The organism is Leclercia sp. UBA2479, assembly GCF_002341985.1.
Classification (GTDB): Bacteria; Pseudomonadota; Gammaproteobacteria; order Enterobacterales; family Enterobacteriaceae; genus Enterobacter; species Enterobacter pneumoniae.
The window spans coordinates 177,534-202,243 of the sequence record NZ_DDPB01000008.1; the positions used below are offsets into that span (position 1 = coordinate 177,534).

General features: G+C 56.3%; 26 protein-coding genes and 1 tRNA gene. 7 read left to right on the forward strand and 20 right to left on the reverse strand.

Annotation, left to right across the window (positions count from 1 at the left end; genetic code table 11):
• The first annotated feature begins 158 nt into the window (after positions 1–158).
• Positions 159–923 carry a siderophore-interacting protein gene (locus tag B3B59_RS09135; RefSeq protein WP_286808774.1) on the forward strand — a complete coding sequence of 255 codons (765 nt, stop codon included), beginning with the start codon at positions 159–161 and terminating at the stop codon, positions 921–923.
• Here B3B59_RS09135 and B3B59_RS09140 read toward each other — a convergent pair whose 3' ends face one another.
• The 4 genes from B3B59_RS09140 to B3B59_RS09155 form a co-directional block, all read right to left on the reverse strand.
• Complete coding sequence (locus B3B59_RS09140; protein WP_046885826.1) at positions 924–2,093, reverse strand: DNA repair protein; 1,170 nt, start codon at positions 2,091–2,093, stop codon at positions 924–926. It abuts the gene before it with no gap.
• Between the two features lie 719 nt (positions 2,094–2,812).
• On the reverse strand, positions 2,813–3,292 hold the full coding sequence (locus B3B59_RS09145) for a DUF2778 domain-containing protein (protein WP_233800546.1): 480 nt from the start codon (positions 3,290–3,292) through the stop codon (positions 2,813–2,815).
• Positions 3,289–3,771, reverse strand: a complete 483-nt coding sequence (locus B3B59_RS09150; protein WP_040073959.1) for an Hcp family type VI secretion system effector — start codon at positions 3,769–3,771, stop codon at positions 3,289–3,291. Before B3B59_RS09150 ends, B3B59_RS09145 begins: the two co-directional genes overlap by 4 nt.
• A gap of 375 nt (positions 3,772–4,146) precedes the next feature.
• Positions 4,147–4,222: transfer RNA gene (locus tag B3B59_RS09155), tRNA-Ile, on the reverse strand.
• 125 nt (positions 4,223–4,347) lie between these two features.
• Between B3B59_RS09155 and mug the strand changes: the two genes are divergently transcribed.
• Positions 4,348–4,854 (forward strand): G/U mismatch-specific DNA glycosylase, encoded by a 507-nt coding sequence (gene mug / locus B3B59_RS09160; RefSeq protein WP_040073960.1) that lies wholly within the window; start codon positions 4,348–4,350, stop codon positions 4,852–4,854.
• Positions 4,855–4,940: 86 nt separating this feature from the next.
• On the opposite strand, the gene rpoD is transcribed toward mug, so the two are convergent.
• The 3 genes from rpoD to rpsU all read right to left on the reverse strand — a co-directional run bounded on the left by rpoD (position 4,941) and on the right by rpsU (position 9,027).
• On the reverse strand, positions 4,941–6,827 hold the full coding sequence (gene rpoD / locus B3B59_RS09165) for an RNA polymerase sigma factor RpoD (protein ID WP_281069593.1): 1,887 nt from the start codon (positions 6,825–6,827) through the stop codon (positions 4,941–4,943).
• Between the two features lie 122 nt (positions 6,828–6,949).
• Positions 6,950–8,695, reverse strand: coding sequence for a DNA primase (dnaG, locus tag B3B59_RS09170; protein ID WP_263616630.1), 1,746 nt, complete (start codon positions 8,693–8,695; stop codon positions 6,950–6,952).
• A gap of 116 nt (positions 8,696–8,811) precedes the next feature.
• Complete coding sequence (gene rpsU, locus B3B59_RS09175; protein ID WP_001144069.1) at positions 8,812–9,027, reverse strand: 30S ribosomal protein S21; 216 nt, start codon at positions 9,025–9,027, stop codon at positions 8,812–8,814.
• A 237-nt stretch (positions 9,028–9,264) separates the two neighbouring features.
• Between rpsU and tsaD the strand changes: the two genes are divergently transcribed.
• Positions 9,265–10,278: a tRNA (adenosine(37)-N6)-threonylcarbamoyltransferase complex transferase subunit TsaD gene (gene tsaD, locus B3B59_RS09180; protein ID WP_040073963.1), complete on the forward strand. Its 1,014-nt coding sequence runs from the start codon at positions 9,265–9,267 to the stop codon at positions 10,276–10,278.
• A gap of 50 nt (positions 10,279–10,328) precedes the next feature.
• On the opposite strand, the gene ureG is transcribed toward tsaD, so the two are convergent.
• The 9 genes from ureG to B3B59_RS09225 all read right to left on the reverse strand — a co-directional run bounded on the left by ureG (position 10,329) and on the right by B3B59_RS09225 (position 16,971).
• On the reverse strand, positions 10,329–10,946 hold the full coding sequence (ureG, locus tag B3B59_RS09185) for an urease accessory protein UreG (protein WP_046885831.1): 618 nt from the start codon (positions 10,944–10,946) through the stop codon (positions 10,329–10,331).
• 9 nt (positions 10,947–10,955) lie between these two features.
• Entirely contained in the window at positions 10,956–11,630 is a 675-nt protein-coding gene (locus B3B59_RS09190) for an urease accessory protein UreF (protein WP_046885832.1), read from the reverse strand.
• Positions 11,630–12,169 (reverse strand): HupE/UreJ family protein, encoded by a 540-nt coding sequence (locus B3B59_RS09195; protein ID WP_263616629.1) that lies wholly within the window; start codon positions 12,167–12,169, stop codon positions 11,630–11,632. Before B3B59_RS09195 ends, B3B59_RS09190 begins: the two co-directional genes overlap by 1 nt.
• 9 nt (positions 12,170–12,178) lie before the next feature.
• The gene (gene ureE / locus B3B59_RS09200; RefSeq protein ID WP_233800550.1) at positions 12,179–12,643 is read right to left on the reverse strand and encodes an urease accessory protein UreE; all 465 of its coding nucleotides are present in this window, start codon (positions 12,641–12,643) and stop codon (positions 12,179–12,181) included.
• Between the two features lie 9 nt (positions 12,644–12,652).
• Complete coding sequence (gene ureC / locus B3B59_RS09205; protein WP_040073968.1) at positions 12,653–14,356, reverse strand: urease subunit alpha; 1,704 nt, start codon at positions 14,354–14,356, stop codon at positions 12,653–12,655.
• Positions 14,349–14,663: an urease subunit beta gene (locus B3B59_RS09210; protein ID WP_046885835.1), complete on the reverse strand. Its 315-nt coding sequence runs from the start codon at positions 14,661–14,663 to the stop codon at positions 14,349–14,351. The genes ureC and B3B59_RS09210 overlap by 8 nt, the downstream gene beginning before the upstream one ends.
• Before the next feature lie 10 nt (positions 14,664–14,673).
• On the reverse strand, positions 14,674–14,976 hold the full coding sequence (locus B3B59_RS09215) for an urease subunit gamma (RefSeq protein ID WP_040073970.1): 303 nt from the start codon (positions 14,974–14,976) through the stop codon (positions 14,674–14,676).
• Positions 14,977–14,986: 10 nt separating this feature from the next.
• A complete protein-coding gene (locus B3B59_RS09220) occupies positions 14,987–15,814 on the reverse strand; it encodes an urease accessory protein UreD (RefSeq protein WP_286808778.1) in 828 nt (275 codons plus the stop codon).
• Positions 15,815–15,957: 143 nt separating this feature from the next.
• Positions 15,958–16,971: an alpha/beta hydrolase gene (locus tag B3B59_RS09225; protein WP_046885837.1), complete on the reverse strand. Its 1,014-nt coding sequence runs from the start codon at positions 16,969–16,971 to the stop codon at positions 15,958–15,960.
• A 150-nt stretch (positions 16,972–17,121) separates the two neighbouring features.
• Here B3B59_RS09225 and B3B59_RS09230 point away from each other — a divergent pair, with 150 nt between their 5' ends.
• Positions 17,122–17,544 (forward strand): MarR family winged helix-turn-helix transcriptional regulator, encoded by a 423-nt coding sequence (locus B3B59_RS09230; protein ID WP_046885838.1) that lies wholly within the window; start codon positions 17,122–17,124, stop codon positions 17,542–17,544.
• A 43-nt stretch (positions 17,545–17,587) separates the two neighbouring features.
• Here the strand turns inward: B3B59_RS09230 and B3B59_RS09235 are convergent, their stop codons facing one another.
• Positions 17,588–19,054, reverse strand: a complete 1,467-nt coding sequence (locus B3B59_RS09235) for an MFS transporter (RefSeq protein ID WP_040073974.1) — start codon at positions 19,052–19,054, stop codon at positions 17,588–17,590.
• A 154-nt stretch (positions 19,055–19,208) separates the two neighbouring features.
• Positions 19,209–19,823 (reverse strand): glycerol-3-phosphate 1-O-acyltransferase PlsY, encoded by a 615-nt coding sequence (gene plsY / locus B3B59_RS09240; protein ID WP_040073975.1) that lies wholly within the window; start codon positions 19,821–19,823, stop codon positions 19,209–19,211.
• A 107-nt stretch (positions 19,824–19,930) separates the two neighbouring features.
• On the opposite strand from plsY, the gene folB reads away from it, so the two are divergent.
• Together folB and bacA are read left to right on the forward strand one after the other, a co-directional pair.
• The gene (gene folB / locus B3B59_RS09245) at positions 19,931–20,299 is read left to right on the forward strand and encodes a bifunctional dihydroneopterin aldolase/7,8-dihydroneopterin epimerase (RefSeq protein ID WP_040073976.1); all 369 of its coding nucleotides are present in this window, start codon (positions 19,931–19,933) and stop codon (positions 20,297–20,299) included.
• A 107-nt stretch (positions 20,300–20,406) separates the two neighbouring features.
• Entirely contained in the window at positions 20,407–21,228 is an 822-nt protein-coding gene (gene bacA / locus B3B59_RS09250; RefSeq protein WP_046885840.1) for an undecaprenyl-diphosphate phosphatase, read from the forward strand.
• 13 nt (positions 21,229–21,241) lie between these two features.
• Here the strand turns inward: bacA and B3B59_RS09255 are convergent, their stop codons facing one another.
• Positions 21,242–22,483 carry a multifunctional CCA addition/repair protein gene (locus B3B59_RS09255; protein WP_286808779.1) on the reverse strand — a complete coding sequence of 414 codons (1,242 nt, stop codon included), beginning with the start codon at positions 22,481–22,483 and terminating at the stop codon, positions 21,242–21,244.
• 61 nt (positions 22,484–22,544) lie between these two features.
• Positions 22,545–23,165: a TIGR04211 family SH3 domain-containing protein gene (locus B3B59_RS09260; RefSeq protein ID WP_046885842.1), complete on the reverse strand. Its 621-nt coding sequence runs from the start codon at positions 23,163–23,165 to the stop codon at positions 22,545–22,547.
• Positions 23,166–23,403: 238 nt separating this feature from the next.
• Here B3B59_RS09260 and B3B59_RS09265 point away from each other — a divergent pair, with 238 nt between their 5' ends.
• Positions 23,404–24,705, forward strand: coding sequence for an inorganic triphosphatase (locus B3B59_RS09265; protein WP_286808780.1), 1,302 nt, complete (start codon positions 23,404–23,406; stop codon positions 24,703–24,705).
• Positions 24,706–24,710: the final 5 nt, after the last annotated feature.

The window sequence follows — 24,710 nt, forward strand, 5'->3', positions numbered from 1 at the left end:
TTCTAACTCAATGATTAAAATGATTTATTTTATGGCTGTGAATTCGTGTCAGGGAGAAGTAAAAGGCTATCAAAAAAAACTTGCAATCCTGGTTATTAGCAATCATTATCATTTAAAATCAATTTAGATATATCGTAAATCATCACGAAGGCAGAAAAATGACATCGACCCGATACCCACAACGCGTGCGCAATGCGCTGCGTTTTCGCGAACTGGACGTGCTGCGCGTGGAGCGCATCAGCGGCGGATTTCAGCGCATTGTTTTAGGCGGCGAGGCGCTGGAAGGCTTTAGCTCTCGCGGTTTTGACGACCATACCAAAGTCTTTTTCCCTGAGCCGGGGACGACCTTTGTGCCGCCGGTCGTCACGGAAGAGGGGATCGACTGGGGCGAGGGCGTGCGCCCGCAGGCGCGCGATTACACCCCCCTGTACGATGCGGCGCGCCATGAACTGGCGCTCGATTTCTTCATTCACGAACGCGGTCTCGCCAGCGACTGGGCGGCGCAGGCCAAAGTGGGCGATAAGCTGACCATCGGCGGCCCGCGCGGTTCGTTGGTTGTGCCGGAAGATTATGCCTGGCAGCTGTACGTGTGCGATGAATCGGGCATGCCGGCACTGCGTCGTCGTCTTGAAGCCATTGCGGCGCTGCCGGTACGCCCGGAGATCCACGCGGTAGTGACGGTGGGTGACGAAGTGTATAAAGAGTATCTGGCGCACCTGAGTGCGTTTAACATTCACTGGGTTGTGGGGCATAACGAACAGGCGGTTGCCGACACGCTGGCGACCTTAAGCGTGCCCGCGGCGGATTACTTTATCTGGCTGACCGGGGAAGGGAAGATGGTGAAAAACCTGAGCCGCCAGTTTGAAACGGATGCCATTGATCAACAGCTGGTGCGTGCCAGCGCATACTGGCACGCAAAATAATCAGGCTGCTGAATCCAACTGCGCTTCGTTCACCTGATGTTCGAGCGAGGCGCGGACGTCGTTCAGCGCTTTCTCCTGCTGGGCGAAGTAGGCCTCCATATTGCTCAGGGAAGAGACCAGCAGCCAGGACTCCTCTTTTTCCAGCTCCGCCAGCTCGTTCACCAGCGTGTCGATTTGCTCGCGCACCTGGTTCATCTTTTTGCGGATACGTTCCAGATCGTTCAGTCTGTCGCTGGCCATCAGTGGCTCAAAGCCCTGCTGCAGGCGCGCCACCAGCGAACGGATGGCCTTCACGTCACCCCGCTGTTTAGCCTGATTGAGCTGCACCATCATGGCATTCGCCTCTTCTTTCAGATCGTCCGCCACCAGATCCGGATGGCAGAGCTTACTGGCCTGACGCCAGAGCCGTTTTAACTCGTTCTTATCCTCTTCTGATAAATCCTTACCTTTACGCAGTCGCACTTCGGCTTCGTGATGCTGTTCGCGGTATTTTTCATACTCGTCGTTGGCCTCATCCCGAGCCTGCCGGGCAGGCTCCTCTTCGCGGGTTAAACCGATCTCCAGCTCCTGCGCTTCGGCCAGCAGATTGGCAATCAGGTTACTCTGCTGCTGCAGCTGTTTACGCGCCTCGGCGGCCTGCAGCGAGTCTGCCGGCAGGTCGCGCCAGCGCTGGGTCAGGGTGGCCAGCACTTCCACCGCCTGAGCCATATAGTGCTGACAGCGGCGATAATCTTCTTCACGCCGGCGCGCCTCCGCCTGCTGACGGCGCAGATTCAGCTCCGCCAGAGTTTTACGCAGGGCGAGGATCTGGGTCATCAGGGGGCCGAGGCGAGAGAAATAGCTGTCGTTAAACTCATCCAGCTGCTGGACGCGGGCGTTACGACGGTCAATCAGATCGCGCAGGCGCTCTTCCAGCGCTTTCAACTCCAGCTTACTGGCCGCCAGCTGGGGATCGCGCCACGGGGTGACGGCGCGCTGGCTCTGCAGCCAGGCGGTGATGGCGGCCATCGCGGCGGTATAATTTTTCTGCTCAAGCGCCACGACGATTGCCTGTAGCTCATCGTCAAACGCTTCACTTTTCAGCCTGGCGAGCTGGCTCAGGATGATGTCGTCGTCTTCCAGTTCAATGGCATTTTTGATGATTTCTAGCCGTTTTATCGGAGTGCTCATGATGCCTTTCGCTTTGGCGCTTAAGTATTTGAGTTAAGGGTAGTTGTGGTAAGAGCTACAGGAAATAATACACACGGATGATGATCGGCGCGATGGCGGATTTCTTTAGTTTTTACGGTTTTTTCGCCTGAATGATGAATCCGTTACATTCATTACGGAAGAGGGCTCGCAGAAGGGAGCCGCGGCGCTTTTTTTGCTTTTGGCAGCGCAGCAGAAAGGTTGGGCAGTTGCCATTGAGTTCCGGTTCTTGCCGCTGTGCTTAGCAACTTAGGTTGTGGCTTGTCAAACTCAGCACAGGCATCAATATGACCACTATTCCCTGTCTGCTTTATATTTATCTCACGATAGTGAGATCGCGCAGCTGTCTGCTATGGCGCTATCTGTTTTCGCCAACCTTCGTTTTATTAATCACTGAATTTTCTCACATTGTTGAGGAAAAGAACCCGGTCAAACTAACCGGGTTAGCTGGAGTCACTCATTCCGATTTTTCAAAGCAATACATGCGACAGCCCATACAAGCAGAAAAGTGATTGCAGCGCTGCCCAATATGAAGAAATTGCTGATTAGGTTGTCCCATTCGATACCGGAGACGGGGCCTGTTAAATCACTATAAAATGCGAATAGTTTGCCCTGAGGGATGAATGCATACATCAGGATCAAAATAACTGCATACACCACGAATGATGCAGCCCACAAAAGGGCAATGTGGATCGCTCTCATCAATAAACCTGCACCGTTCCGTAAGCTGTCAAAGTCGCCGTGACCTGCATCGTAGGCGTTCTTAATAAAGCTTCTCTTAAAACTGCGAAATGTGAGGGGCTGGGTAGAGTGATACAACCTTCGCTAATTCCCATGTACCCCGCAGGATGTAACCTGAAATGTCCTCGCTCGACGCGATCAATAAAAGTCCAGTCATCAATGTTTCCGTCATCGCGATACAGCGCGAACCAGACGGAACGGTCTGAACCGGAATACTTCGTTGCGGCCCAGTCCTGTACCATTGTTCTGAGTCCTCCTGTGGGGCGGCTGACAATGTAATATTTTCCAGGAGGCAAAGGACCCTCGTTAGGTATATTTACTGAGTCCGGATTGTTCCTGTGTCCCCCTTCATATCCTGAATAGGCGGGGAAGAAACCTATCCCCGGACAACTGAGGTTTGATAACGCATTCCCGTTTAGCCGAAAGGTGCAATGGATCATCGTTCATTCCACGCGTCAGTGAACATGATATTCCCGTCGCAGTGCTTCCATGTAATTTTCTCATAGCGCAGCGACACGGCTTCAAGATGATTATGCTTTTCGGTACCGGCATTTTTGCAGTTATGCATCAGAGGGCAGACCGATACGACCTTCACGCCTTCCAGCAACATGTTGAAGTATTCAACTTCCTGACCTGCATCATTGATGTGATACCACTTAAATTCGGCACTCTGAAGGGTTTGCCCCTTTGCCACGGCTTTGTATAAGTAGGGGCTGGAAGAGTCGAATTCTTTCTCGAAACTAAGAGGGCTATGAACGCGGGTTCCTGTAATTTTACCCGTCATGTTGTCCGTGGGTAGATGTAGTCCGTGCGCGAAACTGTGAATCTCAATACTACCTTCGCGATGCTGAACATCAACAGAGCCCTTAATGTCCGCGCCACCATCATCTTTTATCCATAAGTAAGCTGGAATAGCCATAATCCACAATCTCCATTTGCGTTAAGTAATACGCAATTTTATTGTGGTTATTGTGTGCTGTACACAAGATAATCAATAGGATGAAGCCATCAGAAGCAAAACCGGAACCGTCTTTAAGCGCTGATGCGTTTTACATGGCCTGTGCTTGCGGGGGGATCGACTATGTACACGAGACCGGTGCATATGAGGTAACAGGCATTACTGCCTCTCAGGCTACTGCCGCTGAATTGAGATCGAAGAGAGAGTATCTGCCCCGGAGGGGTTGTTAATGGCACCACCAGAAAAGCTGTCGCCATTTTGTAGTCATTTATGATTTAGAAAACAAAAAAGCCACTCAATTGAGTGGCTTAATCATATGATTTTAAAGCTAAAATTTGGTGGCCCCTGCTGGACTTGAACCAGCGACCAAGCGATTATGAGTCGCCTGCTCTAACCACTGAGCTAAGGGGCCGTGGCGAAGGATTATAATGTAACTCCCCGCTGCAATCCAGCCATACGCGCCTGCCTGCTGTTTTTATAAACAACGTATTTTCAATCTTTTATACTTCTATAGTGATTCATCTATCGGGAGTAATAATGATCAACGACATTCTTGCGCCAGGCCTGCGCGTTGTGTTCTGCGGTATCAATCCGGGTAAGTCGTCGGCCCATACCGGATTCCACTTCGCCCATCCGGGAAACCGCTTCTGGAAGGTCATACACCAGGCAGGCTTTACCGATACGCAACTCAAACCGGAAGAGGAACAACGGCTGCTGGATACACGCTGCGGCATTACCATGCTGGTAGAGCGGCCCACGGTGCAGGCCAGCGAGGTCAATTTGCATGAACTGCGCAGTGGGGGCCGGGAGCTGATTAAGAAAATGGAAGACTATCAACCCGCCGCGCTGGCGATTCTGGGCAAGCAGGCGTACGAGCAGGCTTTTAGCCAGCGTGGGGTGCAGTGGGGTAAGCAGAGCGTGATGATTGGCGTGACGCAAGTCTGGGTGCTGCCAAACCCGAGTGGACTAAACCGTGCGACGCTGGATAAGCTGGTCGAGGCATATCGGGAGCTGGATGAGGCGCTGGTGGTGAGGGGGCTGTGAGCCCTCTGCGTTCAGAGCCCCTCCAGGGGCGAGGGAAAAAACAAAAAAAAAGCTCCCGTTTGGGAGCTTTTTGCTGTGTGCCTGGATTAGTCGTCCAGGAAGCTACGCAGCACTTCAGAGCGGCTCGGATGGCGCAGTTTACGCAGCGCTTTCGCTTCGATCTGACGGATACGTTCGCGGGTTACGTCGAACTGTTTACCCACTTCTTCCAGCGTATGGTCGGTGTTCATATCGATACCGAAGCGCATACGCAGCACTTTCGCTTCACGGGCGGTCAGGCCAGCCAGTACGTCGTGCGTTGCGGCACGCAGGCTCTCGGTGGTGGCAGAGTCCAGCGGCAGCTCGAGGGTGGTATCCTCGATGAAATCACCCAGATGCGAATCTTCATCATCACCGATCGGTGTTTCCATGGAGATAGGCTCTTTGGCGATCTTCAGCACTTTACGGATCTTATCTTCCGGCATCAGCATACGCTCGGCCAGCTCTTCTGGCGTCGGCTCGCGACCCATCTCCTGCAGCATCTGGCGAGAAATACGGTTGAGCTTGTTAATGGTCTCAATCATATGCACCGGAATACGGATGGTGCGCGCCTGATCCGCGATAGAGCGGGTAATTGCCTGACGGATCCACCAGGTTGCGTAAGTGGAGAACTTGTAACCACGACGGTATTCAAACTTATCTACCGCTTTCATCAGACCGATGTTGCCTTCCTGAATCAGATCCAGGAACTGCAGACCACGGTTGGTGTACTTCTTGGCGATAGAGATAACCAGACGCAAGTTTGCTTCAACCATCTCTTTCTTCGCACGGCGGGCTTTCGCTTCACCGATGGACATACGACGGTTGATATCTTTCACCTGTTCGATGGTCAGGCCGGTCTCTTCTTCAATCTGCTGCAGTTTCATCAGGCCGCGATGCACGTCTTCTTTCACGTCGTGCAGTTTTTCAGACCACGGCTTGTTCATCGCGATAGCGGCGTTGAACCAGGTTTCGCTGGTTTCGTTACCGGTGAAGAGGGTGATGAAGTTCTTCTTCGGCATTTTGCACTGCTCAACGCACAGCTTCATGATGATGCGTTCCTGGGTACGTACGCGATCCATCATCACGCGCATGCTGTTAACCAGGTAGTCGAACTGTTTAGGCACCAGACGGAACTGTTTGAACACTTCAGACAGCTTCAGGATCTGTTCCTGAGCGGCAGCATGGCTGCGGCCTTTGGCTTTGATCGTGTCGCGAGCCAGTTCGTACTGGGTACGCAGTTCACCAAACTTCTCGCGCGCCAGCTCAGGGTCGATGCTGTTGTCGTCATCGCTGCTGTCGTCGTCGTCTTCTTCGTCTTCGTCTTCGTCGTCATCCATCTCTTCCTGAGACAGTTCAGATCCAACGTGGGTGGCGGTCGGCGCCATATCTTCTTCAGCGTTTGGATCGACGAAGCCGGTGATAAGATCGGACAGACGTGCTTCTTCCGCTTCAACGCGATCGTACTGCTCAAGCAGATAGGTGATGGCTTCCGGGTATTCGGCAACGGAGCACTGAACCTGGTTGATCCCGTCTTCAATGCGTTTTGCGATGTCGATTTCGCCTTCGCGGGTCAACAGTTCAACGGTACCCATTTCACGCATGTACATGCGAACCGGGTCGGTCGTGCGTCCGATTTCAGATTCTACGCTGGACAGTACCTGTGCAGCGGCTTCTTCAGCATCTTCATCAGTGTTGTTGGAGTTTTCAGCCAGCAACAGATCATCGGCATCCGGTGCTTCTTCCATCACCTGAATACCCATGTCATTGATCATTTGGATGATGTCTTCGATCTGATCTGAATCGACGATATCTTCCGGCAGATGGTCATTGACCTCGGCATAGGTCAGATAGCCTTGCTCCTTACCGCGTTGGACAAGAAGTTTCAGCTGTGACTGCGGGTTTTGCTCCATAAGACGGTATCCACACTTATTCGTTTGATTGGTGTCGGCAATACGGCTGCCAACATTTAAAGCGAGGGCGTACTTATATTTTTGCCGCTGCCTCTCAGTGCGGCTGTCGGGGGCTTCCCGATCGATATTCGGCACTTAAGCCGTTAAATACTTTTGTCTTTCTCTTATTTCTTCGCCAGTTCCTGGTTCAACATCCAGAGTTCCCGGCGCTCTTCGCTGCTTAAACCGTGTGTGCGCTCGCGAGCAATTAACTCCTCCTGGCGCAGTTCAAGCATCGAATCAAACATATGGTTGAGCGAATCGGTGAAGGTCTCTTCAGCGATATCCTTATCTGCTATATCGTCCCACATCGACAATTTTTCAAGGGTTGCGGCCGCTTTTGTGCCGCGATAGTGCTCTAAAAGTTGCCCGGTGGTCAGACCTGGCTGTGACAGACAAGTGTTGACCAATTCTGAAAATAAGCCAAGTCCAGGCAACTTATCGTGGTCCAGACCCGCCAGCGACGGCACTTTGGGCGCCAGCTCAGGGTTCTGTACCAGCAGTCCTATCAGTATACGCATGGTTGTGCGTTTTAGCTGCGGAGCGGGACGTGCCGTGCCGTTATCGGCCTGTTTTGGCATTAACCGTTCAAGCTGGCTGTCATCCAGTATGCCCAGCTTTTTGCCCAGCTCCTGACGCAGATAGATGCGCAACGTTTCGCCCGGTACCTGAGTAATCAGCGGCAGGGCCAGCGTACTCAACTGCGCACGGCCATCCGGCGTGCTCAAATCTACCTGCGGCATCAGGCTGTTAAAGAGAAACGTGGAGAGCGGCTGTGCCTGCTCCATCCGCGCTTCAAATGCCGCTTTACCCTCTTTACGCACCAGCGTATCCGGGTCTTCCCCGTCGGGCAGGAACATAAAGCGTAGCTGCCGCCCGTCGGTCATATACGGCAGCGCGGTTTCCAGTGCGCGCCAGGCGGCATCGCGTCCCGCGCGATCGCCGTCGTAACAGCAGATGACGTTATTGGTCACCCGGAACAACAGCTGAATATGGTCAGCCGTAGTGGAGGTGCCCAGCGACGCGACGGCATAGTTGATGTCGTATTGCGCCAGGGCGACCACGTCCATATAGCCTTCGACCACCAGCAGGCGCGGCGGTTCAGCGTTATCTTGCTGCGCTTCATAAAGGCCATACAGCTGGCGGCCCTTATGGAAAATGTCAGTTTCCGGGGAGTTCAGGTACTTTGGCAGGGCATCGCCCAGCACGCGGCCACCAAAACCAATGACCCGGCCACGCTTGTCGCGAATGGGGAACATCACCCGCTCGCGGAAGCGGTCGTAGCTGCGTCCCTGGTCATTCGTGACCAGCATGCCCGCATCGATAAGCGATTTACGATCTTCGCTATTGCCGCCAAAACGCTTTAACACGTTATCCCAGCCGGGCGGGGCGAAACCAATAGCGAAACGCGCAATGACATCGTCGCTCAGACCGCGCTTGTTCAGATACTGACGCGCAGGCTCAGCGGCAGGTTGCTTCAGAGACTGTTGGTAAAACGAATTCAGACCTTCCAGCAGTTGATAGAGACTTTGCCGTTGATGGCGCTCTATCTGGCTTGGGCCAGAGCCTGCTTCATAAGGCACTTCAAGGTTGTGCATGGCGGCCAGCTCTTCGACGGTTTCAACAAACTCGAGCTTGTCGTAGTTCATCAAAAAGTCGACGGCATTGCCGTGTGCGCCGCAACCGAAGCAGTGGTAAAACTGTTTCTCACCGTTTACGGTGAAAGAGGGGGTTTTTTCGTTATGGAACGGACAGCACGCATGGTAGTTCTTGCCCTGCTTTTTGAGCTTTACCCGCGCGTCGATGAGATCGACGATGTCGGTTCTTGCCAGCAGGTCATTGATGAAAACGCGTGGGATTCGTCCAGCCATATGCCCCGTGAATTTTTAGCTACTCATAAACGAAAACAAGCCGCGCATTCCTTACGGAAGCACGGCCTTACGACTATTACTCTGTCTGTCAATTGAGGGCCGTTGCCCTCAACAGATTAGTACAGACGAGTACGGCGTGCGTTTTCGCGAGCCAGTTTCTTCGCGTGACGTTTCACAGCAGAAGCTTTAGCGCGCTTACGTTCGGTCGTTGGTTTTTCATAGAACTCACGACGACGAACTTCAGCCAGAACACCTGCTTTCTCGCATGAACGCTTGAAGCGACGCAGTGCTACGTCGAACGGCTCGTTTTCACGTACTTTAATTACCGGCATGTAACTCTCACCTTTAATAAATTCGGTTTGCCGCTGGCATCAACGCCAGCTTATTTCAAAATGGTGCGGAATTTTACTGCAATTGCTGCTGCTTTGTAAAGCACCGATGCGATTTTGAAATGGGACTTTTATAAGGGTGGGGAGTATACACGAACTCAACGCCAGGGGTGAGGAAAGTTTTACATCAACCCGCATTGGCCCTACACTGCGCGGTATTGAAACGAGGTAAAACAAGTCATGCGTGTACTCGGTATTGAAACATCCTGCGATGAAACCGGCATCGCCATTTACGACGACGAAAAAGGGCTGCTTGCCAACCAACTGTATAGTCAGGTGAAATTACATGCTGACTACGGCGGTGTGGTACCTGAACTGGCCTCCCGCGACCATGTGCGCAAAACGGTGCCCCTGATCCAGGCGGCGCTGAAAGAGGCCGGCTTAACGGCGAAAGAGATCGACGCCGTCGGTTACACCGCAGGGCCTGGCCTGGTGGGTGCGCTGCTGGTCGGTGCCACCGTTGGGCGCGCGCTGGCGTTCGCCTGGGACGTGCCTGCCATTCCTGTTCACCATATGGAAGGTCATCTGCTGGCGCCGATGCTGGAAGATAACCCGCCGGAATTCCCCTTCGTGGCGCTGCTGGTCTCCGGCGGGCATACCCAGCTGATTAGCGTGACGGGCATTGGTGAGTATGCCCTGCTGGGCGAATCCATTGACGATGCGGCCGGTGAAGCCTTCGATAAAACCGCCAAGCTGCTGGGGCTCGACTATCCGGGGGGGCCGATGCTCTCTAAACTCGCCTCGCAGGGAACGGAAGGGCGCTTTGTCTTCCCCCGTCCGATGACCGACCGTCCGGGCCTGGATTTCAGCTTCTCCGGTCTGAAGACCTTTGCTGCCAACACCATTCGTAACAACGGCAACGACGATCAAACCCGGGCGGACATTGCCCGCGCGTTTGAAGATGCGGTGGTGGATACCCTGATGATCAAGTGTAAACGCGCTCTGGATCAGACCGGTTTTAAACGTCTGGTGATGGCGGGAGGCGTGAGCGCCAACCGCACGCTGCGCGCGAAGCTGGCAGAGATGATGCAGAAACGTCGTGGCGAAGTGTTCTACGCTCGCCCCGAGTTTTGTACCGATAACGGGGCGATGATCGCTTACGCCGGCCTGGTGCGTCTGAAAGCGGGCGCGACGGCAGATTTAGCCGTCTCTGTGCGTCCACGCTGGCCGCTGGCAGAGCTGCCTGCGGCGTAACGCCTCTCCCTCTCCCCGCGGGGAGAGGGAAATATCCTCATCCCGCGTTACTACACCCGCAACATCCCTTTCTCTTCCAGAAACGCAATAATCGTTGCCAGGCCGTCGCCGGCTTTCAGGTTGGTGAAGGTCCACGGACGCTCGCCGCGCATGCGGTTGGTATCGCGCTCCATCACCTCCAGTGAGGCCCCGACATAGGGCGCCAGATCCGTTTTATTGATAACCAGAAAATCGGATTTGGTGATCCCCGGCCCGCCTTTACGGGGGATTTTTTCCCCTTCGGCCACGTCGATGACGTAAATGGTCAGATCGGCCAGTTCCGGGCTGAAGGTGGCGCTCAGGTTATCGCCGCCGCTTTCGACGAAGATCACGTCCAGGTTGCCAAACTTCTCGCTCAACGCTTCTACCGCCGCCAGGTTCATCGAGGCATCTTCACGGATGGCGGTATGCGGACAGCCGCCGGTCTCTACGCCCACGATGCGCTCAGGCTCCAGGGCACCAGCTTCGGTCAGGATGCGCTGATCTTCTTTGGTGTAGATATCGTTAGTGACCACCGCCAGGTGATACGTGTCGCGCATGGCTTTACACAGCGCTTCCAGCAGTGCGGTTTTACCCGACCCCACCGGGCCACCCACGCCCACGCGCAGGGGATGTTTGTAATCAGACATAGACAATCCTCAGGAACGGAATAACCGTGAATATTGTGTTTCATGACGCGCCGAGGCGATGGCCGACAGGGGCGTCGCGGCACCCAGTTCATCATCATGGCGCAGTAAAGCCTGTTCAAATCCCGCCGCGAAGCGATCGCTCAGTTCGATAATCAGCTGTTGTGCCGCCTGTTGCCCGAATGGCACCAGCTTGACGCCCGCCATCACCGCGCTCTCAATCCAGCTGTAACCCAGGCTCAGGGCCAGCTCGCGAGGAGGGATCGCCCAGCGAACGCCCAGCCATGCCATGCCGCAAAGCTGGCTTTGCATAAACAGCGGTTGCCAGTCTGGCGGGCAGTCCGGCTCCCAGCTCTTGATAAGCCGGGTGAAGGCGGCGCCGCGATTGCGCTCCTCTTCGCGCAGTTCACGCGTTTCGCGGCAGGCCAGCAGGTACGCCGTCCACCGTTTTGCCTGAGCGATATCGTGCCGCTCGCAGGCGTGGCAGAGGCGGATAAACAGCGGTAAATCGGTGCAGAAAAAGCTCTGCTCCATCTGCTGTATCTGCCAACGGCGGAATGCGTCGACGGTCGTCACCCAGCCCGCTTCGGCCGCCCACTCCAGCCCCTGGGACCAGGTAAACGATCCCACCGGCAGACTACTGCTGGAGAGCTGCATCAGCCGCAGCCGCTGGCGGGCGTTCTCCATCAGCTCATCAGCGCCAGCAGCGCAGAGGCGATAAGTCCGCCGCCCAGCGTTTTACGGATCCCGTCATGACGGCGCAGCAGCAGGCCTGCGCCGAAGCTCAGGCACAGCACCGCCGCGCTTGCGAGCATAAAGCCAGAGGTAAAGAGCCAGAAGCTGTGGCCCGCCATCTCTACACCGTGCGCCCAGCCGTGGAACATAGCCAGTGCAGGCACCGCCAGCAGCAGTCGGTTCTCTGTTTTAAACATCATCACGCCGCATACCGCCAGCGAGGCGACGATCAGCGTCTCCATCCCGCTAAAGCCACCGAACAGGCTGCCCGCAATGGCACCGGTGAGCATCATGCCGAGGGTGGCGAGCGGCATCAGCAGCTTACGGCCGCTGAGGGCAGAGAGGACGCCAGCGCCGGTCAGCATCAGTAGGTGATCGAGACCGGTCAGCGGATGGAAAAAGCCCGCCTGAAAGCTATCCGCGCCGTGCCCCGGATGGGCGAGGGCGGGAAGGGAAAAGGCCAGCAATAACAGAGGAAGGTATGTACGCATGACAGATCCTTAATGTGAATGAGCGTGAGAGTGGCTATGGCTGTGAGCATCGCTGGTATACGCCCCGGCTTCCGGTTCAAACGGCAGCGTGGCAAACGTCACCTCAAGGCCGAGCAGCCGCACCATGTCGTCGAGGACATGATCGTGGTGATAGCGCAGCTCGCCGGGCATGATTTGCAGCGGCACGTGGCGGTTGCCCAGGTGATAGCAGGCGCGGGCAAGCAGGAAAGGATCGGCGCAACGCACCACCGAAACGGACTCCGGGGCGGCAATCACTTCAATAATTTCGCTGCCGTCTTCCGTTGCCAGCATGTCGCCGCCGCGAAGCAGCAGGCCGCGCGGCAACATGAGCCCCGCTTCGCGACCATCGTTCAACGTGACGCGGGCGCGGCTTTTGACGCGGATATCAATCGGCAGCGTCACGCTGGTGGTGACGCGATGGGCGTGATCAAGGCGTTGGGTTAAGGTGATCATCTTGGCTCCTCAGAACAGGAAATAGCGTTGCGCCATCGGCAGGATCTCTGCCGGTTCGCTGGTTATCAGCTCGCCGTCCACGCGCACCTCGTAAGTTTGCGCATCGACGGTAATGTTGGGTTGCAGGCCGTTGTGGATCATGTCGGCCTTCTTCACGCTGCGACAGCCTCGCACCACGGCGGTGGCGCTTTGCAGGTTCAACTGCCGGGCAATGCCCTGCGCCTCTGCCGCCTGCGAAATAAAGGTCAGGCGGGTGGCGTGACGGGCGGCCCCCAGCGCGCCGAACATCGGGCGGTAGTGCACGGGTTGCGGCGTAGGGATAGAGGCGTTGATATCGCCCATCGGGGCGCAGGCGATCATCCCGCCTTTCACAATGGTCGCGGGTTTTACGCCAAAGAATGCCGGAGACCAGACCACCAGATCCGCCAGTTTGCCCGCTTCGATGGAGCCGACTTCGTGGGCGATACCGTGGGTCAGCGCCGGATTAATGGTGTATTTGGCGACGTAGCGCTTCACGCGGAAGTTATCGTTATCACCGCTCTCTTCCGGCAGCGCACCGCGCTGTACCTTCATCCGGTGGGCGACCTGCCAGGTGCGGATAATCACTTCGCCCACGCGGCCCATCGCCTGCGAGTCGGACGAGGTGAGCGAGAAGGCGCCGATATCATGCAGCACATCTTCGGCGGCGATGGTCTCCCGGCGGATGCGCGATTCGGCAAAAGCCACGTCCTCGGCGATGTCCGGGTCAAGGTGGTGGCACACCATCAGCATGTCGAGATGCTCATCGATGGTATTTACCGTATAGGGCAGCGTCGGGTTGGTGGAGGAGGGGAGAATATTCGGATGCGCGCAGGCGGTAATGATATCCGGCGCGTGACCGCCGCCCGCCCCTTCGGTGTGGAAGGTGTGAATGGTACGCCCGCCAATCGCCGCCAGGGTATCTTCCACGAAGCCGGATTCATTCAGCGTGTCGCTGTGCAGGGCCACCTGTATATCCATCTCTTCGGCCACCTCCAGCGAACAGTTGATGGCCGCCGGCGTCGCCCCCCAGTCTTCGTGGATCTTCAGCCCGATGGCACCCGCTGCAATCTGCTCGCGCAGCGCGTCGGGATTAGAGCCGTTACCTTTGCCCAGCAGGCCAATATTAACCGGCAATGTATCGGCCGCCTGCAGCATGCGGGCGATATACCAGGGGCCCGGTGTACAGGTGGTGGCGTTTGTGCCCGCTGCCGGGCCGGTGCCGCCGCCGATCATGGTGGTGACGCCGGAGACCAGCGCCTCTTCCGCCTGCTGCGGGCAGATCCAGTGAATGTGGGTGTCGATCCCGCCGGCGGTCACGATCTTCCCTTCGGCGGCGATCACCTCCGTCGCGGCGCCGATGGGGATGGTCACGCCGGGTTGAATATCCGGGTTACCGGCTTTGCCCACGGCGAAGATCCGGCCATCTTTGACACCGATATCGGCTTTCACGATCCCCCAGTGATCGACGATCAGCGCGTTGGTCAGAACCAGATCCACACAATCTTGCGCGGTCATCTGCCCCTGGCCCATGCCGTCGCGGATCACTTTCCCGCCGCCAAATTTCACCTCTTCGCCATACACGGTGAGATCTTTTTCCACCTCGATCCACAGCCCGGTGTCCGCCAGCCGTACCTTGTCGCCGGTGGTGGGGCCAAACATGTCGGCGTAGGCCTGACGCGAAATCTCAGCCATGCTTCACCTCGCCCATCACCTCGCCGCGAAAGCCAAAAATACGCTGCGCACCCGCCACCTGGACGAGCGTCACTTCGCGCTTCTGGCCGGGTTCGAAGCGCACGGCGGTGCCAGCCGGGATATCCAGGCGGTAGCCTCTCGTGGCCTCACGATCAAATTTTAACGCCGGGTTGACCTCGTAAAAGTGGTAGTGCGATCCCACCTGAATGGGGCGATCGCCATGGTTTTCGACCACCACGCGTTGGGTCTCGCGGGCCACGTTGAGGGCGATCTGCCCTGGTTTGATCTGATACTCGCCTGGGATCATTGCGCGCTCCTTAGACGATGGGGTTGTGAACGGTGACCAGCTTGGAGCCGTCCGGGAAGGTCGCCTCCACCTGAATATCCGGGATCATCTCCGGTACCCCTTCCATCACCTGCGAGCGGGTGAGGACATGACGTCCGGCCTCCATCAGCTCCGCCACGGTCTGCCCGTCGCGCGCGCCTTCCATAATGAAGGCGCTAATCAGCGCGACCGATTCCGGATAGTTGAGTTTGACGCCGCGGGCGAGACGGCGCTCTGCCACAAGCGCGGCGGTGAATAACAACAGTTTGTCTTTTTCTCTGGGGGTCAGTTCCATAGGGGCTCTCTCAGGTCTGCCAGATCCGGGGTGAATGGGGCGCTTTGGCGGTTAAGTGCGGGCGCAGATGCTGCCAGATATCGCGCATCACCCGCTGGCAAATCAGGTTATCGTGCGAGAGAAAACGTACCGACAGCAGACCATCCGTGAGGGTGGCGCCGGCAAAATGGTTCAGCTCTGCCAGCAGGCTTCGCGTTTCCTCCAGGTGGCTCTCATTTGCCGGATAGAAAAGCAGCGTGCCGAGCCACGGATGGCCCGCCACCGGCGAGAGGTCGCCGTCGGCCAGGTGCTGGCGTTCAATTAACAGCGGTTCGCCATCGCGCCACACTTCCAGTCGACTCTCGAGCGTGCCGTGGCTAAAGGTTTCATCAATGACCGGGCGGCCCAGGCAGTAAAGCTCCCACGCCAGCAGCGTGCTGGTGGAATGCAGATGGAATACCGAGCGCAGCGCGGCGTTGGCGCCGGGGAAGAAAATCGTGTCCTGGGGTAGCCACTCAAGCGTGGCGTTTTCGTCCAGCCAGAAGTGCTGAACCAGCCGCGCCTGCGGTCCGCTGCTGCGGTAGAACTTACTGGCGCCCGGCATGGTGATCAGCGCATGGCTGTTGGCGTCCAGTCGAATAGAAATATCCAGTTCATCGCCTCCGACAATCCCGCCAGGCGGGTGCAGCAGGTAGAGATGGCAGGTGTTGTCTTCCGGATAAAAGGGGCGCTGAACGGTAAGGGGACCGACGTGACGGGCAGAGTAAAGGAGGGTTTTTTCCGGCGTATGACGAAACGCTAAAGCCAGCGAGGCGCGCCAGCCTTTATACGTATTATCAGCCACCTGGGTTGCTAACATGGTTCGTCCATCTGCTCGTCGTCGGGTTCCAGGTCAGTATGCCCTGGCGCAAATGAACCCTGTCATATGAGTCGCTTATGGATAGCGGGGGATGAAAAAGAAAAAGCACGGCCGGGGCCGTGCTCTCAAACGCGTGTTATGGCTTATTTCAGATGTTCATGCAGCGCTGCGCCCGCCTGCTGCAAGGCAACTTTCACCGTTGGCTCTTCGCTCAGCGGATTCAGCAGGCCATAGTCATGGATCATACCGTTGTAGCGGGTAACGGTAACCGGCACGCCTGCGGCATCGAGTTTACGGCCAAACGCTTCACCCTCGTCGCGCAGCACATCCAGCTCCGCGGTCTGAATCAGGGTTTGCGGGAAGCCTTTCAGCTGTTCAGTGCTGGCACGCAGCGGCGAGGCGAGAATCGAATTACGGTCAGCCGCGTTCGTGGTGTAGTTATCCCAGAACCATTTCATCATGTTTTTTGACAGGAAATAGCCGTTCTCAAACTGGTTATAAGAGGCGGTATCGAAGTTTGCATCGGTAACCGGCCACAGCATTACGTTATAGCGGATTTTCGGCCCTTTAAACTGTTTTGCCTGCAGCGCCACGGAGGCCACCATGTTGCCACCCACGCTATTACCGACCAGACCCAGACGGCTGCCATCCACACCAATTTCCTGACCGTGCTCTGCTACCCATTTTGTCGCTTCATAGGCCTGATTGATGGCCACCGGGAAGTGCGCCTCTGGTGACGGGGTGTAATCCACATAGACCGCAGCCGCGCCGGATGCCCGCACCAGATCGCGGATCAAACGTTCATGGGTTGGGTAATCACCCAGTACCCAGCCGCCACCATGGAAGAACATAAACACCGGCAGCGTGCCGGTCGCACCTTCAGGCTTAACGATGGTCAATTTGATCGCCTGCCCGTTGGCCTGGATGGTTTTCTGCGAAACCTGCGCCGGTGGCAGTTTTGCCCCCTGCTGGGCGCCAATCAGTACCTGGCGTGCTTCCTGCGGGGTCATTTGCTCCATCGGCTTACCGTCACCGCTATTCAGGACGTTCAGAAACGCCTGCACACCAGCAGTGGGGGCCGGAGTATTAACAGGCTGCGCGGAGGCCGCAGCGGATGCGAAGACGGAAGAAACCAGGATTGCGGATAATGTTTTCATGGTGAAGCCTCTGTATGTGTCGTTAAGGTTGTTTGTCACTAACTAAGTAGTGCGCTATTTAGTTTGTGCTTTAATACTTGCGCGCAAGATACTTTTAGTCAAACATTATTTATACTTTTTTTAGAAAGATTTGCGTGATGGGAGTTAAAAATGAAAGAAAACAAAACGTTAGATGGTTTGCTCTGTTTTTCGTTGTACTCGGTAACCAACGCCCTGATCCGCCAGTACCGGCCCTTACTCAATGAACTGGATCTCACCTATCCGCAGTTCGTGGTGCTGATGGCCCTCTTTGAGCAGGATAATATTCCGCTGCGTGACCTCAGTGAAAAGACGTTATTTGATTCGGGTACCCTGACCCCGCTGGTACAAAAGCTTGAAGCGAAAGGCTTTTTGAAACGCGTTGCGGTGGTGGGAGATGAACGAATGAAAAACGTCGTGCTAACCGAAAAAGCGGATGCGCTGAAAGCGCAAATTATGGGCTTGCCGGACCAGATGCGCTGTAGCATGCGTATGAACGATGAGGAGTTGGCGACGTTGAGACAGCTCGCCAGAAATCTGCTGGAGGATTTATAGCCCGTGATGGCGGGGACGTTGCGCCCCCGCCAGTGCCTTATCCTTAGCGGTAATCTTCGGCGTCCACATCGTACCCGGAGGGCTCCCAGCGGATCGCCAGCAGCGACGCCAGACCAATGAATGGCGCCAGGGCAATCACCCAGAAGACGGCGGTATCCAGCGAGGCCACCAGCAGCGGGAACATAAACAGGGATAACGTCGAACTGCTGCGCATCAGAGTCTGATTGAGCCCAACACCTACGCCGCGCAGTGAGGTCGGATAGCTCAGCGAGGCAAAGGTCATGGTATGCGCGCCGGGGCCAAACCCCTGGCCGAACAGGAACAGCGCCAGCATCGCCACGGCTGTCACCCCTTCAGCGGCACCATCCGGTCGACCAATCAACGCCAGTCCGAGCAAGGCGACAAGCTGGCAAGCGTAGCCCGCCAGCGACATCCGCCATGCGCCGAAGCGCGGCACATAACGTACCGCCAGCAGCCCGCCCACAAAGGCAAACAGCAGGTTGAGCGCCAGCGAGATCAGAATCGTTGTTAGCATCGACTGCACAAAGAAGCTGGAGATGATCACCGGCAGACCGAAGGCGACGGCGTTGTAGGCAAAAGAGGAGACCACGGAGAGCAGCGTCGCCAGGGTGGTACGCCGTAAATAGCGACCGCGGAACAGGTTCAGGTAGTTTGACCATTTGGCCTTGTTCACCACCGGGGCCGGCTGGTTAAGCACCTCCTGTGGCACATGGGCGTTAATGTTATACGACTGCCGCAGGATAGACGCGGCCTCCTTCAGCTTGCCCTGGTTCGCCGCCCAGACCGGGGATTCGCTCATATAGCGGCTACGAATCGCAATAATTACCAGCGCAGGCACCGCGCCAAAGCCGAGGATTAAGCGCCAGAGCCAGTCGCTATGGCTTTCGGGCAGTACGGCATAGAAGAAGAGCACCAGCAGATACGAAATACTGATTGCGGCGTACCAGGTAGGGCACCACATCGCCACGCTGGACGCTTTGTTGCCCGGACCTTTAAGCCTGGCGAACTCGCTGAGAAACGCCATCGCGACGGGGAGATCGATCCCCACCCCCAGGCCCATCACAAAGCGGGCCCCTGCCAGCACGTATTCATTGGGGGCGAGGGCGCAGGCGATGGCTGCGACCACAAAGAAGACCATGTCGGCCATAAAGACGCGGTAGCGCCCGATTTTATCAGTGAGATAACCCCCGAGGAGCGCCCCGACAATGGCGCCAAAGGTGATGGCCGATGCCACCATCCCGGTACCGGCCGGAGTGAGATTGAATTCGCGGGTGATATCTTTGATGCCAAACGCCAGCGCACCCAGATCGTACGCATCGAGGAAAATGCCACCCAGTGCGATGCCGACCACGATACGGGCGTTAGCTCTGCCTTGTGATCCCGCATTGACCAGACGTGAAACGTCTGCCGCGCTACGAACCCACCTGATGTCACCATCCGGGGCATGTCCTGCCGTTGAAAGCGGAGTTGTATCTGAAATGTCTGCCATTTTTCTTTTTGTGTCGTTGTGGTGTGTCTCTTAGAGTTACCACAGGCAGAAAGTGATAAATATCACATTTGGTTATAAGACATAACCTGAAGAGAGCGTGACCCGCCAGGCCCGTTTACGCAGCGCGTCGCCGGGCAAAAAGAGGAGAGAGAAATTACTCAGGCTCTCTCTTTTTTCGTTTGAATTTGGTCCAGATTTTGGTCTCCTGACGACGCCACAAGCGCTGAATATTATCGTGATGGCGTAGCAGGATAAGGCAGGAGAGCATCGAAACCGGGAAGGTAAACTGGGGTTTAAACCACCAGACGTAGAAGGGCGCAATCAGTGCGCTGACAATCGCACCCAGTGAAGAGTAACCGCTCAGCAATACGCTCAGCAGCCAGGTGCCCGCCATGACGCCGGTGAGATCCCAGCCGATAGGGGCAATCGCCCCGAAGGCGGTGGCCACGCCTTTGCCGCCTTTAAAACCGAAGAAGACAGGCCAGATATGGCCCAGACAGGCGGCAATAGCAATCAGTCCCAGCCAGAACGGCGTCACGCCCAATGCGTATGCGCCCCAGACGGGCAACATGCCTTTCAGGACGTCGAAAATCAACACCGCTACGGCTGCTCCTTTGCCGCCAATTCGTAGTACATTGGTCGCCCCCGGATTTCCGGAGCCACTCTCACGTGGATCGGGAAGCCCGGCAAGACGGCAGACCAGAATGGCGCTGGAAATTGAGCCGCAAAGGTAGGCGAGGAGGATCATTCCAGGCGCGATTGCACTCATAACGCTGTTCCGTTTTGAAAATGTCGTTTTGTACTCAGCATCTGTGGATAATACGCATAATTCGCCGGGAGTGGTATCTGGTTAAGTCAAAAAGCAGGCAGGTCGTGATGGATATTGTATTTATAGAGCAACTTTCGGTAATCACCACTATTGGTGTTTACGACTGGGAACAGACCATCGAACAGAAGCTGGTGTTCGATATCGAAATGGGCTGGGATAACCGTGCCGCAGCGAAAAGCGATGACGTGAATGACTGCTTAAGTTATGCCGATATCAGCGAGGCGGTGGTAAACCATGTTGAAGGGCAACGTTTTGCGCTGGTCGAGCGCGTGGCGGAAGAGGTGGCGAGCCTGTTGTTAAGCCGCTTTAACTCCCCCTGGGTGCGCATCAAACTCAGCAAACCGGGCGCCGTGGCGCGTGCTGCCAACGTTGGCGTGGTGATCGAGCGTAGCCAAAATCTTAAAGGCGATAATTAACTTCATAATTACTAAACCATTTCCGGTTAAACCGGTCTTAAAGCTGTAGCTTTCGCGGCTGCCCGTAGGGTAGGCCGTTTTTACTATAATTTTTAGGGGTTTATTTGATGAGCGATATGCACTCGCTGTTGATAGCGGCAATACTGGGTGTGGTCGAAGGATTGACGGAGTTTTTGCCGGTTTCCAGTACCGGACACATGATTATCGTGGGTCACCTGCTGGGCTTTGAGGGCGAAACGGCAAAAACCTTCGAAGTGGTTATTCAGTTGGGTTCCATTCTCGCCGTGGTGGTGATGTTCTGGCGCCGTCTGTTCGGCCTGATTGGCATTCACTTTGGCCGCCCACCGCAGCATGAAGGCGAGGGCAAAGGTCGTCTCACATTGATTCATATTCTGCTTGGTATGGCGCCCGCCGTGGTGCTGGGCCTGATTTTCCACGACACCATCAAATCGCTCTTCAACCCCATTAACGTGATGTACGCGCTGGTGGTGGGTGGCGTGCTGCTGATTGCGGCAGAACTGCTGAAGCCAAAAGAGCCGCGCGCGCCGGGTCTGGATGATATGACTTACCGCCAGGCGTTTATGATTGGCTGCTTCCAGTGTCTGGCATTGTGGCCGGGCTTCTCCCGCTCCGGGGCGACCATTTCCGGCGGTATGCTGATGGGCGTGAGCCGCTATGCGGCATCGGAGTTCTCGTTCCTGCTGGCGGTGCCGATGATGATGGGTGCCACCGCGCTGGATCTCTATAAGAGCTTCCACTTCCTGACGGTGGGCGACATCCCGATGTTTGCCGTCGGCTTCGTGACGGCGTTCCTCGTGGCGCTGGTGGCGATCAAAACCTTCCTCCAGCTCATCAAGCGCATCTCCTTTATTCCGTTCGCCATCTACCGCTTTATCGTCGCGGCAGCGGTGTACGTGGTCTTCTTCTGATGACCGGTTGCCCTCACTCTTTTGGCTGAGGGCAACGCTTTTCCTTCCATTCTGACACTGCCTGAATACGCCTTTTCGTTAACTCTTCGCGAATTTCTGCGCCCTTAAATCCTGCCTCCACGACCGCTTTGGTCGGCACCGCTTTCGCCACATCCCAGGCTTCACGGAGTAACCGACCCTGCGGGTAGTCGTTGGCCTCAAACCCGGTGCGTCCACGTACGTCCGCTTCGCTGGTAAGGGCGATCTGCTCCACGCGTACGGGCTTGCGCCAGGCGTCGATGCTGTCGAAAAGCTTCACGATGGTGGCCGGTTTCAGGATCGGGAAGGTGTGGATCAGGTCATGGAATTCGGCGACCAGCTTCGCTAAATCGCGCAGTTCGTTCGGTACGCGCAGACGCTGGCAGAGCCCGGCGACCAGCTTCACGCCCGCCGGGCCATGACCGTGATGCCGTGGCCACAACGCTTTTGGCGTGAGTCCTTTTCCCAGGTCGTGACAGAGCGTGGCAAAGCGCACATCCACCGTCGGGCTCAGCATCGCCGCCATGCTCAGGGTCATCAGGGTATGGACGCCGGTATCGATTTCCGGGTGCCACTTCGCTGGCGCAGGCACCCCAAAGAGGGCGTCAATTTCCGGGAAGAGCACCTTCAGGGCGCCGCAATCGCGCAGCACCTGGAAAAAGACCTGCGGGTTGCGGGTAGAGAGCGCATTTTCCGTCTCTTTCCAGACGCGCTCCGCCGTCAAATGCTCCAGCTCGCCTGCGGCGGTCATGGCCGTCATTAAGGCCATGGTCTCGTCGGCAATGCGGAAGCTGAGGTGGGCGTAGCGTGCGGCAAAGCGCGCGACGCGCAGAACGCGCAGCGGGTCTTCTGAAAACGCAGGGGAGACATGGCGCAGCAGGCGGTTTTTCAAATCCTCCTGGCCGCCGTAAGCATCCACGATGGTGCCGTCATCATTACGCGCGAGGGCATTGATAGTGAGATCGCGGCGAAGCAGATCTTGCTCCAGGGTGACGTCCGGTGCGGCATAGCAGGTAAACCCGGTATAGCCGGAGCCAGATTTTCGCTCCGTACGCGCCAGGGCATACTCTTCGTGAGAGTGGGGATGAAGGAATACGGGAAAATCGCGGCCTACCTGCTGGTAGCCCGCGTCAAGCATCTGCTGGGGGGTGGCGCCCACCACCACCCAGTCTTTATCTTTAACCGGCAGACCTAACAACGCATCGCGAACCGCACCACCGACCAGATAAATCTTCACGCCTTACACTCCCGCATCCATTTTTCACAAAATAATACGTTAGTGTGGCAGAGAAGACGATTTAGTTCATCCAGCGATCTTTACGCTTACGGCTCGGTATCAGGTGAGGCAGCACCAGACCCAACAGCAGGCCTACGCCCAGCACGCCGCCGCCATACATAAACCACTGCATGATGATGGTGCGCTGTTTGTCGTCAAGCTGCAGGTTCGCGGCGTTGACCTTCTTCTGCGCGACGATCAGCTCGTTCTTGAGCTTCTGGTTCTCTTCTTTCAGGCCATTAATCACGCTATCGCTCTGCGAGACCTTCTGCTGCATCTCGGCGGTGCGCTGGTTCCAGGTGGTGTCGATATTATTTAGCTTATCGGTCAGGGTCTTAACCTGATTTTCCAGATCCGGTACACGGGTACGCAGGCTGGGGTTAGTGCTAAGCTCTTTCAACGGGATCCACGCCGTACGGCCGCTGCTGTCGCGCACCTGGCCGTAGTTGGTATCCGCATTGGTCTGTAACAGAGAGACTTCCTCGCCGGCATTGACGGTGCCCACGAGACGATAATGGTCGCCCGGGCCGCTGCGTACCCAGGTGTTGAGTTCATCAGAAACGTAGCGTTTCTCTTCCGCGTGCACCGCAGTGGCGGCGCTGAAAGCGAGGAAAGTGAGTCCAATCAGGCGTAATTTAAGCATCATTAGTCGTTATTTACATAAAAAGTGGAACGATAGTAGAGGTTACGATGCTTCCACGCAAAAGATTCGTCAGCATTCAGAATCATCTGTGTACCGTAACGCACTGCGTCTAACCTTTACGCCCGTCAAATTGCTCATTGCGTGGCAATCTGGCGCAAAATACTATCTACTGACAAAAAAGTGATGAGTAAGTTCGCTGTAATTTACCCCGCTGTGACGCAACCAGAAGATCGAGGCCATGGCTCAGGAAATCGAATTAAAATTTATCGTCGAAAATGACAGCGTTGATGCGCTGCGTACCCGCCTTCACCAGTTGACCGCTGAACATCATCAGCCGGTGGAGTTACTTAACATCTATTACGAAACGCCGGATAACTGGCTGCGCCGCCACGATATGGGCCTGCGCATCCGTGGTGCCAGCGGGCGCTATGAGATGACGATGAAAATCGCCGGTCGCGTGGTGGGCGGTTTGCATCAACGTCCTGAATACAACATCGATATTGAAAAGCCTGAACTGGCGCTGGATCGCTTCCCGGCTGAGGTCTGGCCGGAAGGGGGATTACCCGCCACGCTTGCCGCCGAGGTGAGCCCCCTGTTCAGCACCAATTTCATGCGCGAGAAGTGGCTTGTGAATGAAGGCAACAGCCGCATTGAGATTGCCCTCGACCTCGGGGAAGTGAAGGCCGGTGAACTGCAGGAACCCCTTTGCGAGCTGGAGCTGGAGCTGCTGGAAGGCGATGCCGAAGATGTGCTGAAACTGGCGCGTAAGCTGGTAAGCCAGCCGGGTCTGCGTCAGGGAAGCCTGAGCAAAGCCGCGCGCGGCTATCACCTGGCGGCAGGTAACACCCCACGCACCCGCAAACCGACGCCAATTCTGAAGGTTCCGGCCAAATCCTCCGTGGAGAAGGGCTTTGAAGCGGCACTGGAACTGGCCCTCAGCCAGTGGCAGTACCATGAAGAGCTGTGGGTACGCGGCGTGAAAGACGCCAAAGCAGACGTGCTGGCGGCAATAAGCCTGGTGCGCCATACCCTGGCGCTGTTTGGCGGTATCGTTCCACGTAAAGCCAGTGCTCGCTTACGCGATCTGCTTACCCAGACCGAGACCCTGATGGCAACCGAGGTCTCTGCCCAGACGGCCACGTACAGCGCGCAAAACGCCACGGCTAAACTGGCGTTGACCGAGTTTCTGGTGATCCATGGCTGGCGCAATTTCCTGGATGCCAAAGCGCAGGCCAAAATTGACGACTCATTTAAACGCTTTGCTGATATTCACCTTTCCCGTCACGCGGCGGAACTGAAAGCGGCGTTCGCCCAGCCGCTGGGCGACCAGTATGGCGATCAGCTGATCCGACTGGCGCGTGATATCGACAGCATATTGCTGCTGGCTGGCGCCTATGATGGCCCCGTCGCCCATGCCTGGCTGGAGAACTGGCAGGGGTTGCAGCATGCCATTAAGACCCGTCAGCGTATTGAGATTGAACATTTCCGTAATGACTCCATTTCGCAGGAGCCATTCTGGCTGCACAGCGGAAAACGTTAACGCAG